The sequence below is a fragment of the Winogradskyella vincentii genome, from assembly GCF_020166345.1.
Classification (GTDB): Bacteria; Bacteroidota; Bacteroidia; order Flavobacteriales; family Flavobacteriaceae; genus Winogradskyella; species Winogradskyella vincentii.
Genome location: NZ_JAIUJS010000003.1, coordinates 148,855 through 167,083, shown reverse-complemented (window position 1 = coordinate 167,083; position 18,229 = coordinate 148,855). Strand labels below are relative to the sequence as shown.

At 32.7% G+C, this 18,229-nt stretch carries 19 protein-coding genes; 13 read left to right on the top strand and 6 right to left on the bottom strand.

What is annotated here, in order from left to right:
• The first annotated feature begins 209 nt into the window (after positions 1-209).
• The 10 genes from thrA (at position 210) to LBV24_RS06630 (ending at position 10,196) form a co-directional block, all read left to right on the top strand.
• The gene (gene thrA, locus LBV24_RS06675; RefSeq protein ID WP_224477824.1) at positions 210-2,684 is read left to right on the top strand and encodes a bifunctional aspartate kinase/homoserine dehydrogenase I; all 2,475 of its coding nucleotides are present in this window, start codon (positions 210-212) and stop codon (positions 2,682-2,684) included.
• Between the two features lie 2 nt (positions 2,685-2,686).
• On the top strand, positions 2,687-3,610 hold the full coding sequence (locus LBV24_RS06670) for a homoserine kinase (RefSeq protein ID WP_224477823.1): 924 nt from the start codon (positions 2,687-2,689) through the stop codon (positions 3,608-3,610).
• Positions 3,607-4,899, top strand: a complete 1,293-nt coding sequence (gene thrC, locus LBV24_RS06665) for a threonine synthase (protein WP_224477822.1) — start codon at positions 3,607-3,609, stop codon at positions 4,897-4,899. The genes LBV24_RS06670 and thrC overlap by 4 nt, the downstream gene beginning before the upstream one ends.
• A gap of 169 nt (positions 4,900-5,068) precedes the next feature.
• Positions 5,069-5,467 (top strand): CBS domain-containing protein, encoded by a 399-nt coding sequence (locus LBV24_RS06660; RefSeq protein ID WP_224477821.1) that lies wholly within the window; start codon positions 5,069-5,071, stop codon positions 5,465-5,467.
• 185 nt (positions 5,468-5,652) lie between these two features.
• Positions 5,653-5,877, top strand: a complete 225-nt coding sequence (locus LBV24_RS06655) for a 4Fe-4S dicluster domain-containing protein (protein ID WP_224477820.1) — start codon at positions 5,653-5,655, stop codon at positions 5,875-5,877.
• Between the two features lie 24 nt (positions 5,878-5,901).
• Positions 5,902-6,993: a 3-methyl-2-oxobutanoate dehydrogenase subunit VorB gene (locus LBV24_RS06650; protein ID WP_224477819.1), complete on the top strand. Its 1,092-nt coding sequence runs from the start codon at positions 5,902-5,904 to the stop codon at positions 6,991-6,993.
• Positions 6,980-7,762 carry a thiamine pyrophosphate-dependent enzyme gene (locus LBV24_RS06645; protein ID WP_224477818.1) on the top strand — a complete coding sequence of 261 codons (783 nt, stop codon included), beginning with the start codon at positions 6,980-6,982 and terminating at the stop codon, positions 7,760-7,762. Before LBV24_RS06650 ends, LBV24_RS06645 begins: the two co-directional genes overlap by 14 nt.
• Complete coding sequence (locus LBV24_RS06640; RefSeq protein ID WP_224477817.1) at positions 7,759-8,328, top strand: 2-oxoacid:acceptor oxidoreductase family protein; 570 nt, start codon at positions 7,759-7,761, stop codon at positions 8,326-8,328. Before LBV24_RS06645 ends, LBV24_RS06640 begins: the two co-directional genes overlap by 4 nt.
• A 165-nt stretch (positions 8,329-8,493) precedes the next feature.
• On the top strand, positions 8,494-9,015 hold the full coding sequence (locus tag LBV24_RS06635) for a GNAT family N-acetyltransferase (protein ID WP_224477816.1): 522 nt from the start codon (positions 8,494-8,496) through the stop codon (positions 9,013-9,015).
• Positions 9,016-9,110: 95 nt separating this feature from the next.
• Positions 9,111-10,196, top strand: a complete 1,086-nt coding sequence (locus LBV24_RS06630) for a T9SS type A sorting domain-containing protein (RefSeq protein ID WP_224477815.1) — start codon at positions 9,111-9,113, stop codon at positions 10,194-10,196.
• On the opposite strand, the gene holA is transcribed toward LBV24_RS06630, so the two are convergent.
• Positions 10,193-11,197 (bottom strand): DNA polymerase III subunit delta, encoded by a 1,005-nt coding sequence (gene holA / locus LBV24_RS06625; protein ID WP_224477814.1) that lies wholly within the window; start codon positions 11,195-11,197, stop codon positions 10,193-10,195. The genes LBV24_RS06630 and holA overlap by 4 nt on opposite strands.
• Before the next feature lie 81 nt (positions 11,198-11,278).
• Here holA and LBV24_RS06620 point away from each other — a divergent pair, with 81 nt between their 5' ends.
• The 3 genes from LBV24_RS06620 (at position 11,279) to LBV24_RS06610 (ending at position 13,682) form a co-directional block, all read left to right on the top strand.
• Positions 11,279-11,725 (top strand): type I restriction enzyme HsdR N-terminal domain-containing protein, encoded by a 447-nt coding sequence (locus LBV24_RS06620; protein ID WP_224477813.1) that lies wholly within the window; start codon positions 11,279-11,281, stop codon positions 11,723-11,725.
• Positions 11,725-12,720 (top strand): glycosyltransferase family 2 protein, encoded by a 996-nt coding sequence (locus tag LBV24_RS06615; protein WP_224477812.1) that lies wholly within the window; start codon positions 11,725-11,727, stop codon positions 12,718-12,720. The genes LBV24_RS06620 and LBV24_RS06615 overlap by 1 nt, the downstream gene beginning before the upstream one ends.
• A gap of 104 nt (positions 12,721-12,824) precedes the next feature.
• Positions 12,825-13,682 carry an OmpA/MotB family protein gene (locus tag LBV24_RS06610; RefSeq protein ID WP_224477811.1) on the top strand — a complete coding sequence of 286 codons (858 nt, stop codon included), beginning with the start codon at positions 12,825-12,827 and terminating at the stop codon, positions 13,680-13,682.
• Positions 13,683-13,743: 61 nt separating this feature from the next.
• Here the strand turns inward: LBV24_RS06610 and LBV24_RS06605 are convergent, their stop codons facing one another.
• From LBV24_RS06605 to LBV24_RS06585, 5 genes are all read right to left on the bottom strand, one after another.
• Positions 13,744-14,361 (bottom strand): vWA domain-containing protein, encoded by a 618-nt coding sequence (locus LBV24_RS06605; protein ID WP_224477810.1) that lies wholly within the window; start codon positions 14,359-14,361, stop codon positions 13,744-13,746.
• Between the two features lie 86 nt (positions 14,362-14,447).
• Complete coding sequence (locus tag LBV24_RS06600; protein WP_224477809.1) at positions 14,448-15,533, bottom strand: AMP-binding protein; 1,086 nt, start codon at positions 15,531-15,533, stop codon at positions 14,448-14,450.
• A gap of 5 nt (positions 15,534-15,538) precedes the next feature.
• Positions 15,539-16,498: a CPBP family intramembrane glutamic endopeptidase gene (locus LBV24_RS06595; RefSeq protein WP_224477808.1), complete on the bottom strand. Its 960-nt coding sequence runs from the start codon at positions 16,496-16,498 to the stop codon at positions 15,539-15,541.
• A gap of 2 nt (positions 16,499-16,500) precedes the next feature.
• Positions 16,501-17,535, bottom strand: coding sequence for an o-succinylbenzoate synthase (locus LBV24_RS06590; RefSeq protein ID WP_224477807.1), 1,035 nt, complete (start codon positions 17,533-17,535; stop codon positions 16,501-16,503).
• 4 nt (positions 17,536-17,539) lie between these two features.
• Complete coding sequence (locus tag LBV24_RS06585; RefSeq protein WP_224477806.1) at positions 17,540-18,229, bottom strand: DUF2490 domain-containing protein; 690 nt, start codon at positions 18,227-18,229, stop codon at positions 17,540-17,542.

Genomic DNA, 18,229 nt, shown 5'->3' with positions numbered 1-18,229 from the left:
TGTTTTTTAATTGTTGTAAAAATAATACATTTGGTGGGTAATGAAGAAAAAAATGCACATATCAAAGAACGCACTAGTCATGTCTAACTGTGCCCCAATTTCTGTTTATTTTATTTCTACTATTATTACCCTTAGGGGTAATTTGTAATATGCACTTCGTACCAATTATAGTCTATTTAGACATTATATTTTCCTTTAAATAACAAATTATGAAAGTTCTAAAATTCGGAGGAACATCTGTAGGTTCAGCTGAAAATATAAATAAAGTAATATCCATTTTACAACAACAAAGTAAATCATCAAAAATTGTAGTTGTTGTTTCTGCAGTTGGTAGTATAACTGACAAACTGATCGAAGCCGCTGAATTGGCCTGTGAAAAAGATTCTGATTATATCAACAAATACAATAATATTTGGTCAATTCACAACAAGGTAATTGAAGGATTATTTATTAATCCAGAAAATGACAAGGAAATTCAACAACAACACGATTTATTGCATGAAATTATTTCTGATAAATTATATGAACTTAGAAGTTTACTTGATGGGATTTATCTTATTAATGAATTATCTCCTAAAACTAAAGATAAGCTATTGAGTTATGGCGAATACTGTTCTTCTACTATTATAAGCCATACATTAAGATCAAGACATATTGATGCTCAATTAAAAAATTCACAGGAATTAATTGTTACAGATTCAAATTTCAATAACGCTCAGGTAAATTTTACAATTACCAATAAAAATATTCAAGACTACTTTAAGAATAGCGAACCTTCAATAACAATTCTTCCTGGCTTTGTCTCTAAATCTGGGAGTAATGAAATTACTACACTTGGTAGAGGTGGTTCAGATTATACCGCGGCAATTATCGCCGCAGCTATTGATGCTAATGAATTACAAATATGGACAGATGTAAGCGGTATGTTTACAACTAATCCAAAGCTTGTTAAACAGGCCTCACCAATAACTGAGTTATCGTATCAAGAAGCAGTAGAATTATCACATTTTGGTGCAAAAGTGCTTTACCCACCGACTGTCATGCCTGTATTAAGGAAAAAAATTCCAATTGTAATTAAAAATACAATGGAACCAGAAGCTATAGGTACAACGATTACTCTAGATAAAAAACCAAATGGCATCTCTCCTGTAAAAGGTATAAGCAATATAGATGGTATTGCACTACTAACATTACAGGGTAATGGTATGGTTGGCATACCTGGATTTAGTAAACGTCTATTTGAAACTTTAGCTCAAGAAAAAATCAATATAATCTTAATTACACAAGCTTCATCTGAGCATTCTATCTGCTTTGGGATTTCGCAAAATGATGCATCTAAGGCTAAAAATGCTATTGACGAAGCATTTGAGTTTGAAATTACATTACAGAAATTAGACCCAATTGTTGTTGAGACCGACCTCTCAATTATTGCTGTTGTTGGTGACAAAATGAAGAGTCATCAAGGAATTAGTGGTAAGATGTTTAGTACCCTTGGCAAAAACAATGTAAACATTAGAGCTATTGCTCAAGGTGCGTCAGAGCGAAATATTTCAGCAGTAATCCACAAAAATGACGTAAAAAAGGCACTCAATAGTTTACATGAACAGTTCTTTGAACTAAGAACCAAGCAAATCAATCTTTTTATTACGGGCGTTGGGAATGTTGGTGAAAGATTAATAGAACAAATAAAACAGCAAAAATCATATTTAAAAGAAAATTTTAAAATAAACCTTAGAGTTACAGGACTATCAAATTCTAGAACTATGGTTGTTGATGATGATGGAATAAACCTTAAAGATTGGAAATCAACTTTAGCAAATGGAGAAAAAGCAAGTCTCAAAGGTTTTTTCGATAATGCTAAAAAGTTAAATCTAAGGAATTCGGTCTTTGTAGATATTACTGCCAATTCAGATGTAGCTAATATTTATCCACAATATTTAAAAGAAAGTATATCGGTAGTAGCATGCAATAAAATTGCATGTTCCGATAACTTTGATTATTACAGTGAACTTAAGAGCCTTTCTAGAAAGTATAATGCTTCATTTTTATTTGAAACCAATGTTGGCGCAGGATTACCTGTAATCGATACCCTAAACCATTTAATTACATCAGGTGACAAAGTCAATAATATAAAAGCAGTTTTATCGGGTAGTCTTAATTTTATTTTTAACAATTTCAATGCAAATTCTACATTTCATGATATTGTAAAACAGGCACAGACTGAAGGATATACTGAACCTGACCCTCGAATTGATTTAAGTGGTGTAGATGTAGCTCGTAAAATTTTAATATTAGCTAGAGAAAGTGGTTATAAAATGGAGTTGTCTGATATTAAGAGTAAAAATTTTCTAACCGAAAACGCAATTAAGGCCAATTCAGTAGAGGACTTTTTCAGTACTTTAGTTGATGATGAGTCTCATTATCAAAGTCTATACAAATCTGCTAATGCAAAAAACTGTCAATTAAAGTTTGTGGCAGAATTTAAGGATGGTAAGGCACAAGTTGGATTAGAAGAAATTCCTGAAGGACATCCATTTTATAATCTAGAAGGAAAGGACAATATAGTTATGTTTTTCACTGAGCGTTATCCAGAACAACCTATGATTATCAAAGGTGCTGGTGCTGGTGCAGATGTTACAGCCTCTGGATTGTTCGCAGATATAATCAGAATAGCTAATAATTAAAGATGAACGAAATTAAAATTTTCTCACCGGCAACCGTTGCAAATGTAGCATGTGGATTCGATGTGTTAGGATTCTGTCTAGATTCTATAGGTGATTACATGGTTATTCGAAAAACTACAGAAAAAGGCATTAAAATCACAAAAATTGAAGGGTTTGATTTACCGTATGAAACTGAGAAAAATGTTGCTGGAGTTTCTGCACAGGCCTTATATAATGATCTAAGACCAGAATGTGGTTTTGAAATAGAAATCCATAAAAAAATTAAGCCGGGAAGCGGAATTGGTAGTAGTGCGGCCAGTGCCTCTGGAAGTGTTTATGGTATAAATGAATTACTTGGCAGACCATACGATAAAACGCAATTAACCTATTTTGCAATGCAAGGTGAAGCAATAGCTAGTCAATGTGAGCATGCAGACAACTTGGCACCTGGTATTTTTGGTGGTTTTACACTAGTGAAGTCCACTAAACCATTGAATATATTGTCTTTACCAACTCCATCTGATTTGTTTGCAACTCTTATTCATCCCCAAATTGAAGTAAAAACAGTAGATTCTAGGGCAGTATTGCCAAAAGAGGTGCCATTAGAAAATGCCATAACACAATGGGCAAATGTTGGTAGTTTAATTCATGCATTCCATACTTCAAATTATGAATTAATACGGGAATCACTAATTGATGTAATAATTGAACCACATAGAAAAAAACTGATTCCTCATTTTGACGATGTAAAAGCAAATACATTGAGAGCTGGTGCTCTCGGATGTGCAATTTCTGGTTCAGGACCTTCAATATTTGCTTTGTGCAAAGGATTGGAAACTGCCAAACAAGTTGAGAAAGCCATGCATAATGTTTATTCAAAATCAGGAATAGCATTTGAAACCTATGTTTCTAAAATTAATATTGAAGGTATTAAAACTGTAAAATGAAATATTACTCACTAAATAAAAAAGCACAGGACACAAATTTCCAGGAAGCTGTTGTTAGAGGATTAGCGCCAGACAAAGGATTATATTTTCCAGAATCAATTACGCCACTTCCAAAGTCTTTTTTTGATACGATTGAAGAAAAATCTAATGCAGATATCGCTTTTGAAGCAATAAAGCAATTTATAGTACCTGAGATACCAGAAGATATTTTAAAAACAATTGTAGAAGAAACTCTCAATTTTGATTTTCCAGTAGTAAAATTAAATGAACAAATATCAACATTAGAATTATTCCACGGTCCAACTATGGCTTTCAAGGATGTAGGTGCACGTTTTATGGCAAGATGCTTGGGCTACTTTAACAAATCAAATACTAATGAAGTAACTGTGCTAGTTGCTACTTCTGGTGATACTGGTGGTGCGGTTGCCAATGGTTTTTTAGGAGTTAAAGGTGTTAAAGTGGTAATCCTCTACCCATCTGGTAAGGTTAGTGAAATTCAAGAAAAACAATTAACAACTCTTGGTCAAAATATTACAGCTTTAGAAGTTAATGGTGTTTTTGATGATTGTCAAGACATGGTTAAACAAGCTTTCATAGATAAAGAGTTGACCAGTAAAATGCAATTGACTTCAGCAAACTCAATCAACATAGCACGTTGGCTACCTCAGTTGTTTTATTATCTAATTGCATATAAACAACTTAAATCTAAATATGAATCAGTTGCTTTCTCTGTACCTAGTGGTAATTTTGGAAATATCTGCGCAGGTATGGTCGCTCAAAAATTAGGTTTACCAGTAAAGCATTTCATAGCATCAAACAATGCCAATGATACAGTTGTCAATTATATGGAAACCATGACTTATGATCCAAAACCATCGGTACAGACCATAAGCAATGCTATGGATGTTGGCAACCCAAGTAATTTTATTAGAATTCAGGAATTACACAATAATGATTTTAATGCTTTAAAATCCAATTTATCATCCTATAGTTATTCAGATGATGAGACGAAAGAAGCACTCCTAGAAATTTTTAATAATCATGGTTACATTGCTGACCCTCATGGTGCTGTAGGTTATTTAGGCGCAAAGGAATATTTAAAATCTAATGAAAATGACCATGTCGTATTTTTAGAAACTGCTCACCCTACCAAGTTTTTAGATGTGGTTGAAGAAGTAATAAAAGAACAAATTCCTTTACCGCCACAGATAAAGGCTGTAATGGATAAAAAAAAGAAAGCCATATCTATTAGCAATTACGGTGAGTTGAAGCGTTTTTTACTTGCCTAATTTATACAAATAATTCTCTCAAAATAAACTCGCTTATATTTTTGTATCATGATTTTTATCATGTTCAAAACAGTAAGGATTCCTTAATTTTATGATTATTCGAAAAAACACAATAATTATTTGTTGTTTTTATTTCTAAACGGTTGTCCAAACCAAAAATTTACAGCTGATGAGAATACAAATAAAAGATTTTATGTCGTCCCCAGTTACAACTGCAATGTTAGATGATAATGTTTTAGAAATAAGAACGCTTATGAAGGAAAAAGGAATTAATGCAATTCCAATTGTTCAGTATTCAAATGATAAACTAAAAATAGAAACTACCATTAAAGGTATTATTACGGCAACTGATATATGTAAAGAAGTAAGCGACGACGCTCTTGTAAAAGATATGATCAATGCTTCACTTGTTCACATCGCACATGTAAATACTAGTGCAAAATCTGCCGCAAAAATGATGTTGAAGCATAATGTGCATCATATTATTGCCATGGAAGAAGGTGAAATAAAAGGTATGGTTAGTTCTTTAGACTTTGTGAAATTAGTAGCTGAACATACATTAGATTAATATTATACTAATAATTCTTCCATTTTATTCAAAATATTTCGCTAAAACTAGTCGAAATACTTCTCTATTATCAAATATCTAGAATTTTTGGTGTTATGATAAATATCATATTTAAATCAATAAACTAAGCGTAATTTTATTAATTATATAATCGATACGCCAAATTCGTATCCAAAATTAAGAATATGGCAAAAGTCAAAGGAGCTATAGTAGTTGACACAGAGACCTGTAAGGGCTGTGAAGTCTGTATACCTGTTTGTGAAGAAAAAGTAATAAGCATGTCAACAGAAGTTAACAGAAAGGGATACCATTATGCCTATATGAGCAATCCTGATGTATGTACAGGTTGCACCAATTGTGCAATAGTTTGTCCTGATAGGGCAATCACTGTATATCGTATAAAAATTTAAAGTATTTCATATAAAAATATTCCTATGTCCGAATTAAGATTAATGAAGGGTAATGAAGCATTAGCTGAAGCTACCATAAGAGCAGGTGCTGATGCCTATTTTGGATATCCTATCACACCACAATCTGAAATTATTGAATATTTGATGACTGAACGTCCAGAGCACAGAACTGGTATGGTTGTATTACAAGCTGAGAGTGAAGTCGCCGCAATCAATATGGTGTATGGCGCTGCCAGTACAGGAAAGCGTGCAATGACATCATCCTCAAGCCCAGGAATTTCATTAAAGCTAGAAGGTGTCTCATATCTAGCTGGAGCAGAACTTCCAGCAGTAATAGTCAATGTCTCTCGTGGAGGACCAGGTCTTGGGACAATTCAGCCTTCACAAGCTGATTATTTTCAATCTGTTAAAGGAGGTGGTCACGGAGATTACCAACTTTATGTTTTAGCGCCGGCTTCAGTTCAGGAAATGGCAGATTTTGTATCAGATGCATTTGATATCGCATTTAAGTATCGTGCGCCAGTATTAATCCTATCAGATGGATTAATTGGTCAAATGATGGAAAAAGTTGTTCTAAAAGACCAAAAAGAGCGAATGCCTGATGAAGAAATTATTGAAAAATATGGAGATTGGGCTACAACAGGTAAAAAAGATAGAGAACGAAATATAATAACTTCACTTGACTTACAACCTGAAAAAATGGAAGCAAGAGTTCATAGACTTCAAAAAAAGTATGAACAAATGGAAAAAGAAGATTTACGGTATGAAAAAATTCAATGTGATGATGCGGAGTATCTCTTTGTAGCCTATGGATCTAGTGCCAGAATTGCCCAGAAGGCAGTTCAACTAGGTCGTGAAAAAGGAATTAAAGTTGGCTTGTTACGCCCAATAACTTTGTTCCCTTTCCCAAAACAACAACTATTTGAATTAGCAGATCAAGTAAAAGGGATTTTAAGCGTTGAATTAAGTGCAGGGCAAATGGTAGAAGATGTAAGATTGGCCGTAAATGACAAGGTAAAAGTTGAGCATTTTGGAAGAACGGGTGGTATTATTCATACTCCTGAAGAAATCATTGAAGCCTTAGAACTAAAAATCATAAAAAATGGAAGTAATTGATATTATAAAACCCGAAAATCAGGTTTTCAGTAAAACTTGCTTAATGACGGATGCAACGTTGTCATACTGTCCGGGTTGTGGTCATGGAACCGCACATAATTTAGTAATGGAGGTTATTGACGAATTGGGTATTGTTGAGGATACTATTGGTGTCGCTCCAGTGGGTTGTTCAGTGTTAGCGTATGATTTTATGAACGTAGATATAACACAAGCTGCTCATGGACGTGCTCCTGCTTTAGCTACTGCTATTTCAAGGACGTGGCCTAACAAATATATTTTTACATATCAAGGTGATGGTGACTTAGCTGCAATTGGTACTGCAGAAACTATTCATGCTTGTAACAGAGGTGAAAATATCGTTATCATATTTGTTAATAACGGTATTTATGGAATGACAGGTGGACAGATGGCACCAACAACCTTACCAGGTATGCGTACATCAACCTCACCGCATGGTAGGGAAATTGAAACTATGGGATCACCATTAAAAATTACAGAATTGATTGCCAATTTACCAGGTACTTATTATGTAACAAGACAATCAGTACATACTCACAAACATGTTAGAAAGGCTAAAAAAGCAATAAAGAATGCTTTTAATAACACAAGATTGAAGAAAGGACTTTCCTTTATAGAAATTGTTTCCAATTGTAATTCAGGCTGGAAAATGAATCCAAATGAATCTAATAACTGGATGGAAGAGAATATGTTCCCTTACTTCCCTTTAGGTGATATAAAAGTAAAAGGTAAACTAAAACAAAAATCATGACGGAAGAAATTATAATTGCAGGATTCGGTGGTCAAGGTGTATTATCAATGGGGAAAATATTAGCCTATTCTGGTATAATGCAAGATGAAGAGGTTAGTTGGATGCCTTCTTATGGACCAGAAATGCGAGGTGGTACTGCCAATGTCACAGTTATTTTGAGTGATGAACGAATTAGCTCACCATATTTGAAGCTTTATGACACAGCTATTATCTTGAACCAACAATCAATGGATAAGTTCGAGAAAACAGTAAAACCAGGTGGTGTTTTAATTTATGATCCAAATGGCATTTTAGCTCACCCAACTAGAACAGATATTGACATTTATCAAATAGACGGAAATCGACTAGCCACTGAAATGGGAAACAAAAAAGTATTTAACATGATTGTTTTAGGAGGTTTTCTTAAAATAAAACCTATAGTAAAACTAGAAAATGTAATAGAAGGTTTAAAAAAGTCATTACCTGAACGTTATCACCACCTTATTCCTTTGAATGAAAAAGCCATTACAAAAGGAATGGATAACATTTTTTCATATAAAGTAGAAGATCAGTTAGTAGATCATTAATTAATACATAAGATATTTATTCCACTCACTTATTGGTATTTTTAAAATATCCAAGGAGGAAGAGCAATATAGTAGGCATTTAAGCTAACTATATTGCTTTTTTTATGTTAGATTAGTTTACAATTTAGCAATTAAAGCGAAGTAAAATATTTTTGATTTAAAAGAATGACTAATTTGGGATTCAATACACAAAGGCTTATCGTACGACCTATCACTATTGAAGATGCTCCCTTTGTTTTAGAGTTGATGAATACTCCAAAATGGATAAAATTTATCGGGGACAGAAATGTTCATTCTGTTGAAGAAGCGGAAGGTTATATTAAAGAAAAAGCTCTTCCCCAATTAAAAACACATGGCCATACCAACAACGTTGTCATTAGAAAAAAAGATGGCACAAAAATGGGGACGTGTGGTATTTATCATCGTGAAGGGACTGATGAAGTGGACATAGGTTTTGCTTTCTTACCACCATATGAAGGCAAGGGTTATGCTTATGAAGCTTCTAGCGAATTGATGAAATTTGCCAAAAATCAACTTAAATTGAATACCATTCAAGCATACACCCTTGAAGAAAATACTGCTTCTAGGAAATTGTTAGAAAGATTAGGGCTAGAACTTATCGGTACTGGCTATCTTCCAAATAATAACGAAGAATTATTAATGTACCGCAAAACATTCGAGAAATAGAGACGGTAAACTTAAAAGTTTTGGCTTCTTCAAAAATCTTCTTTCTTCAATGAATTAGAATAATTACATTTATCTGCAACTAATCCTGAAAGCACATGAAAATTGTATTTACATTACTTAGCTACTTTTCTTGTTTTTTAATTCTAACCGCCCAAACTTATACTTTGGTAACTGGCTTAGATGCCACACTTGAAGAGACTTCAGGATTACTTTATCTCAATAACACTGTAATTACGCACAACGATTCTGGTAATTCAAATCAACTATTTGACATTAATACTACTGATGGTTCAATTACAAGAACAGTTACAATATCGAATGCTACAAATGTAGATTGGGAAGATCTAGCTTATGATGATTCGTATATTTATATTGCTGATATTGGAAACAATATAGGTTCTAGAACAGATTTAAAAATTTACCGTGTATTGCGCTCTGATTACGTTAATAACACAAGTGTTGTTGCAGAAATTATTAATTATAGTTATAGCGATCAAGTAGACTTCACACCAAGCCCTTTTGCAACTAATTTTGATGCAGAGGCTTTAATCCATTTTAATAACAAACTCTATATTTTTACAAAAAACTGGATTGATGCAAAAACCAATGTATATGAATTATCAAAAAGTCCTGGGGCACATTCTGCCACATTAGTAGATTCAATAGATTCTCAGGGATTGATTACAGGGTCTTCATATAATAGTATCAACGGAGATGTAATGCTCTGTGGTTATGATGGTCTTGGTTCATTTTTATTGCAATTAAGCGATTTTAATAGTGGAATTTTCTCAAACGGAATTTTATTAAAAACAGCTATTGCTATACCAACAAATTACTCCCAGCAAACTGAAGGAATTACATTCTATAGTACAGATGAATACTACATTAGTGCTGAAAAAGCATCAAGTGATTTAAACGGTTTATATAGCTTCAATATATCTACGTTATCAGATCCTCAGCTTAATGAAAATCAAATAAGTTTTTACCCTAATCCTGCTAAAACAGAATTAATTATAAATAAGGAGGATTGCACAACAGAAATTTACACCCTAACCGGTAAACTTATAAAAACAACAACGGAGTCAAGAATTAATATTTCAGAATTATCTAAAGGTGTTTATCTAATTAAAATAAAGGATTCAAATAATGGGTATTTAACTAAACAATTATTAATTGATTAGTTTAAAATCCTAACCAACAGTTCTTTTAGCAAATCGCCTTGAGGTACTGCATTAGCGCCAACCCCCTTCCCTTTTACATCAAAATCTCTCAATAAAGCAATAACCGCGCTCACTTTTTTCATCGGATAATTACGTGCAGCTGTTAGATATTCATTAACAAAATATGGATTAATTCTCAAGGCTGATGCGACACTTCGTGGAGATTTATCATTCATTCCATGTAAGTGCAATAACTGGGAAAAAAAGCTAAATAACAACGAAATGGTAACAACCATTGGGTTATCCTTTGGGTTATCCGCAAAATACTTGGCTATACGATGCGCCTTCACTATATCTTTATCTCCAACAGCTTTGCGCAACTCAAAATTATTGAAGTCTTTACTGATTCCAATATTTTCTTCAATATGCTCTGGTGTTATTTGAGTTCCCTTAGGCAATACAATTTTCAGTTTATTGAGTTCATTGTCAATTTTACTTAAATCTGTTCCTAAAAACTCAACTAGCATTTGTGATGCCTTGGGTGAAATATTATAATTCTGTCCTGCCAATATTCTTCTAATCCAATCAGAAACTTGATTTTCGTATAGTTTTTTGCTTTCAAAAACAATACCTGTTTTATTTAAGGCTTTATATAGTGATTTGCGCTTGTCTAATTTTTTGTATTTGTAGTTAATTACCAGAATAGTCGTTGGTTGAGGGTTTTCAGCATAACTTGCTAATTTTTCAATTGTTCTACTCAAATCTTGTGCCTCCTTAACGATTACTACCTGGTAATCTGCCATCATCGGAAATCTCTTTGAATTACTTATAATATCATCAATAGTCACATCCCTTCCATACAGCACCATTTGATTAAAACCTTTCTCAGCTTCATCTAAGATATTGTTCTCAATAAATTCTGAAATCTTATCAATATAATAAGGCTCCTCACCCATTAAAAAATAGATGGGTTTAAGATTTCCATTTTTAATCTCAGATACTAATTGTTTAACCTCGTTCAATTGCTGATTCTGTATTATTTATTAGTTAAAATTTCAACAGAAATTTAACTTAAAATATTTTTAAAATTATAATTTTGTTAGGTGCAAGATCTTAACTTTCCAAAGTTTGAATACCGTCTCAAAAGTAAAGAAAATAAAGTTTCTATTTTTGATGTTATTAGGAAAAAATTCATCATTCTTCAACCAGAAGAATGGGTAAGACAACATTGTATTCATTATTTGATAAATACCAAAAAATACCCGAAATCTTTGATTAATGTTGAGAAAGAATTAGTCATTAATGGCTTAAAAAAACGATACGACATTGTAATTTTTAATTCTGATGGTAGCATACATTTAATAGTAGAATGCAAATCGCCTTCTATTGACATTTCTCAATCTACTTTTGATCAGATAGCCCGATACAATTTAGCATTGAATGCGTCCTATCTAATGGTAACAAATGGTTTAAATCATTATTATTGCCAAATGGACCTTGTTGGAGAACGATATACATTTTTAAAAGATATCCCGAGTTACAAAGAATAGTGAAATACGAATTAAAGGACATAGCGATAATTATACTTAACTGGAATGGTAAAGACCTTCTTGAGCGTTTCCTTCCTCAGGTAGTGAACTATTCAAATGGATCTAAGATCTATGTTGCAGATAATGCCTCATCAGATGATTCAGTAGAGTTTGTTAAGGAGCATTTTCCTAGCATTCAAATAATTCAGAATCAAACAAATGGTGGATATGCCAAAGGGTATAATGATGCATTAAAATATGTTGATGAGCCTATACTATGTCTACTTAATAGTGATATTGAAGTTTCTGAGAATTGGTTGGTTTCGATAAATGAGGAATTTAATTCAGATAATAATATTGCCATAATTCAACCTAAAATATTAGACTACAATAAAAGGGATTACTTTGAATACGCTGGTGCTGCTGGTGGTTTTATAGATAAATATGGTTTTCCTTTTTGCCGTGGCAGAATATTTGACACCATTGAACAAGATAAAGGCCAATACAATGATAATTGTGATATTTTTTGGGCTTCTGGTGCGTGTTTCTTCATTAAGAATGATGTTTTTAAATCCTTAAATGGTTTTGACGAATCCTATTTTGCCCATATGGAGGAAATAGATTTGTGCTGGCGTTCATTTAATAATGGACATATTGCCAAATATGTAGGAGATTCTAGTGTTTATCATGTTGGTGGTGCAACCTTAAAAAACACCAATCCTAAAAAAACATTTCTCAATTTTAGAAACAGCCTTTTCACACTAGCAAAAAACACAGACAGCAAACTATTAGGTAGAATATTTACAAGGATGTTTCTTGATGGATTGGCGGCTATTAGATTCCTATTTCAGCTTAAACCATTATTTTTTATTGCAGTATTAAAGGCACACTTTGCATTTTACCTTAGCTTAAGTCGGATTTTAAAAGAAAGAAGAATATTATCAAAACGACCAGATTATTTTAAGAAAAATTCAATTGTATGGTCTTATTTTATCGAAAAAAAGAAAACTTTTTAATTGTTTATAAAACTGTTAAAAAATTTGTTAATCCGTGCAGTTCCCTGTTTTCTTTTCTATAATTTTGGGTAGTTAAAATTATCAATTTAAACATAATACTGATTATGAAAAAACTAATGTTATTAAGTATTTTTTCAATGGTGCTATTAGCATCTTGTGTGTCTAAAAAGGAATACTTAGCACTTGAGGAGAAACAGAAGGAAACACAAGATTTATTGAATTCTGCAACGGTAAAATTAAATAAATGTCTTTCTGATGCAGCGGCAGCAAATGCAAGAGTTGAAACAATGAAAGATCAGTTATCTGATTTACGTAAAGCAAATCAAGATTTAATTGATACCAAAGGAAATTTAACCACGTTAACACAAAAAGGTGCGGAAAATCTTGAAAAATCTCTTGAAAGTTTAAAAGAAAAAGATTTAAAAATTTCTCGTTTACAAGATGCCTTGACTAAAAAAGATAGTGTAACACTTGCAATAGTATCAAGTTTAAAGAAAGAAGTAGGAATAAACGATCCTGATATTGAAGTAAATGTTGAAAAAGGTGTTGTGTTTATTTCTATTGCTGATAAGCTTTTATTCAAAAGCGGTAGTTACAACGTAACGGATAGAGCTAAAGAAGTATTAGGTAAAGTTGCTAAAGTTATTAATAGCAAACCTGATTTTGAAGCAATGGTAGAATCACATACAGATAACAAATCTTACAGCAAGCCTCCATTATTAGATAATTGGGATTTGAGTGTTAAGCGTGCAACTTCGGTTGTTAGAGTTTTGGAAGAACTTAAGGTTAATCCTCAACAACTAATCGCGGCAGGTCGCAGTTATCATGTACCATTAGTAGAAAATGATACAGCTGAAAACAGAGCAAAAAACAGACGTACACGAATTGTTGTATTACCAAAAATTGATCAGTTCTATGAAATGATAGAACAAGAAATGAAAAATCTTTCTGCTGAAAATTAATCTAAAATTAAATTATAACGCAAACCCGATACAGAAGTATCGGGTTTTTTGTTTTTAGAAATTAGTCCTTAATAATCTTAATAATCTCAGGCAACAAGGCAATTGCAGTCAATACTACTGCATTGTTATTTTTACTTTTATTGGTAGAGTTGTCATCTGTTACCTTAGTTGCTTTATTTTGTAAAGATTTTGTTTTTGGTGTATTAGGGATTCTAACCATAACTACAGAATTTTCTGTTTCCTCTGTGAAATTTTCTTTAGCAATCCTATAGGCTACTTCGGTTCCATCATCTTCAACATAATTAATACTTGAACTGTAGTTTTCTACACCATAAAGTAATTTCTTGGTGTTTTTTGCATTACAATGATTAAGAACAACACCGCCAAGTTTCGAATACGTTACAATACTTACATGATCTTCTTCTGTTAATCGATTAGACATAATCTTAAATGCTTGCTTAATCATTACGCCATCTTCTGCATTAAATCTATCAGCATAGGTTTCAATAAGGAAAGTAATATTACGTTTTGGTATTGAATCAGAACTAATTGAATATTCATCAACCATGAAACTGATTAGATTTTCAATAACGACTGATTTTGTTTCAATATTCTGTTGTTGTGCAAAACTTGTACTAAATATCGTTAATACAATAATAAAATGGAATAATGTTTTCATCTGATTGGCATTTAAAGTTTACATAAAACTATAAGCCAATACCAGAAATTAAAAGATAGAATGAGTAAACTATGAATCTGATTGAGTTAACTGCCCAAAACCATTTTTATGGTTTTATTACGCTGTATTTTCCCATTAACCGTTTCAACAAACTTATCCGTTACATAGATTTCCTTAGGAATTTCAAACTTTGTGAGATCTTTAAGATGCTTAATTCTATTGGCAATAGAATCTTTAGAGTCCCTTGGATTTTCAATGATGAGTACTAATTTTTCACCTAAAGTGCCGTCGTCTTCTCCAGCTAGGATAAATCGTTCATCAATTACTGGCTGAAGTTTTTTCTCTATTTGCTCCGGAAAAAGTTTAACACCACCTGAAATTATAACATTGTCAAATCTGCCTAATAGTTTAAAGCTAGTATCTGACTTTAAATCCACTATATCATTAGTTACTAACACTTCTTCTACTAATTTTGAAGCATTGATAACTAGACAATTCCGCTCGTCCTTATTAAATGAAATATTAGGTAGTGCATTAAAAAACTCCTCACCTGTTCCAGATGTTGACTCTAATCTACGAACGGCAACATGAGTTACAGTTTCTGTCATTCCATAAGTTTCATAAAACTTGGAACTACTATGCTTTATCTGTTCTAACAAGGGTTTGGTAATCATGGAACCACCAACTATAATGGTCTTAATGTTATGTGTGTAATTAATAGTGTGCTTTAATTGCAATGGAATCATTGCACAGAAATCGTATTTTTTTTCATAGTCGAAAATAGGATGTGCACTAGGTTCAACACAATCAATCTCAAGGCCTAATATCATAGCCCTAACCAACATCATTTTACCAGCAATATAATGACTCGGCAAACAATCCAAAGCAGTATCTCCAGGCTCTAAACCAAAATAATCTCCTGTTGCAATGGCGGAATTTACCATTGCCTGTTTTTTTAATTTTATGGCCTTTGGTTGACCCGTCGAACCTGACGTATTAACATATAAAAAATCATCTTGATTTAGCCAATCAATCAAAAAATTTCCGGTTACCTTTTCGTATGGTTCACCCTCTTTTATTAAGCTGTAAGCAACTTCTTTTAGGTCTTCATAACTAAAATGAAGTCCGTTTAGCTTAAATCGGTTATGTATTTTATTATATTTTGGTGTCATATATTCTATTCAATGATTTTATAGTCTTCTTTTGGCGGTTCTGTAACCTTACCTAATAATCTTTCCCTCCAATTACTCCATCCATACATTTTAGACAAGATAATGAGTAGTATTGGGAAAATAACAAATACAGGCACAATAATATCTACAAATGTAGCCTCAGTAGGATCTGACATGTCTTTAAAAATAGAATATGTTTTAAATGCCGTCCAATCTGCCGTAACTAGCAAAGCCGTAAACAAGTTGTTTGCCGCATGAAATCCAAGAGCTAGCTCCAACCCTTCATCCATTAAGGTAACAATCCCTAAAAATAAACCTGTACCTATATAGTATATCATAATGATGTAACCCAACTTATCAACCTCAGGATTAGCTATATGTAATAATCCAAAAACTAATGAAGTAAATAATAATGGAAACCATCTATTCTTTGTTACAACACCTAATCCCTGCATTAAATACCCTCTAAACAAATATTCCTCACAGCTTGTTTGGAGAGGTACCATAATTATTGCTATTACGCAAAGAATTAAAAACTTTGGTAGATTAAAATTCAAAACATAATCGTCAGGTGCCATAAAATAGTCCATTAGAACAAATCCTGATGATATAATTCCCCATCCAAAAAATATAGTCCAAAAACGCTTCCAATCAATCTTTTCCCTTGCTGTGGTTAGTTGGGTAAGACTCATTTTATGGAGATATTTATTAACTAAAAGAAGTCCTAATAAACCAAAAGCGAAAGACAGTAGCATTAAGAATAGATTTAGGTTTGGCTCTAAAATTGTCATTAATGTAGTTTCGTCTAATTCAAAAAACGACATGCCTTGGTTACTTGCTTCAACAATCGCTGCTACAGTAAATGGTATTTGACCAATAATTACAAATGCTATTACAATTATAGTTCCTACAAAATATCGCCATCCATCATGTAATCCCTTAAACGCCTGTTGTATATAGTCCATATTCATAAATTAAAATTCCAATCTTGATTAATATTATAACGCAAAGTACCATTTTTTACCGTTAATGGCGAAACAAAATTATTTGTAAATAGGCCACCAGTACCTAATCCCTGAGGCATTTTATTCTCTAAAGTGTAAGTCCACTGAGCGATAGCATTTAATCCAATATTACTTTCTAATGCACTTGTTACCCACCAATTAATGTCATTCTCCTTAGCCAAATCTATCCACTCACTACTTCCTTTAAATCCGCCAATTAAACTAGGTTTTAATATGATGTATTGAGGTTTAATATCTTGAAGTACAACTTTTTTTCTATCTCGGTTGAAAACACCAATTAATTCTTCATCAAGGGCAATAGGAATTGGTGTAACATCACATAAACTAGCCATTTCATCATATTGACCTGGTTTTATAGGTTGTTCAATTGAATGAATCTTATAGTCTGATAGTTTTTTCAGTTTTTCCAGAGCCTCACGTGTTGAGAAAGCTCCGTTTGCATCGACCCGAAGCTCAATATCAGATTCTGAAAATTCCTTACGAATAGATTTAAGAATATTAAGTTCGGTTTGAAAGTCAATTGCTCCAATTTTCAACTTAATACAGTTAAAACCAGAATCTATTTTTTCTGAAATCTGACTGCGCATAAAATCCTCACTTCCCATCCAAACTAGTCCATTAATAGGAATGGAATCTAAACCCTTCGTGAAGGCAGACGGAAATAATATAAACTCATTGCTACTACTCAATGAAATAAAGGCTATTTCTAAACCAAATTGGATACTTGGATATTCCTCTAACTCCGTAATCAATACCTCTAACCCTAAATGGATATTTTCACAAGCCCATTTCAGCTTTTCTTCGTAATCAGGTCTATCGTCAATTGATAATCCTCTTAAAATACCACACTCACCTATTCCAATTTTACCATTATCTTCAAGTTTGATAAACCAAGTTTCTTTAGTATTCATGATTCCTCGAGAGGTACCACTTGGCTTTTTGAAATTTAAAATATACTTGAAATAGTTAGCATGCATTGACCTAAAAATTATGATGCATACTTAATTGAATCTGACCTTTGCCCCAATTCACAGTCTTCTGATTCATCCATCCAAATTGAAACCTTATTTTTGGATTCAATACATATCCCATCCCAAGATAGGTACGGTTTCTATCAAATAATTCAACCGTTCTAGAATCACCTATATCAGTCTGCCCATTGATGAAGAGTTCATTGTAAAGCGCGATATAAAATGCCTTTGGTGACAAATCACTTTTATTTAAAGGGACATTTAAAAAAAGATTATACCTATATCTTGTCCTAAAATCTTGATCCTCAACAAATCGTTGTTCAAACCTAAAACGATGTGTTAGATAAACGCGATTTCCAAGTTTTTGTGGAATTAAAGCCTCTTGATAAATTCTACTTTCAGCTGAAGTTTCATCACTATTACCATATTGCCCTGTTGTAATATTTCCATATCCCAAGGTAAAAGTAACGCCTACGTTCTTGGGCGTGTAGGTAAAACCAGATCTGAGCAATAACTGTTCTTTATCCCCAAGACCTTGCCAATCTCGATATTGAAAGTCACCTTGAATGCCAAATTCACTATTATTAAATTTATGGCTATAAAAATACATATACCATGCACCAGTCTGAGATTCATCAACTTGTGCAGATAGACCAAATACATTGGCAATTAAAATGAATACAAGTAATTTTAACTTCAT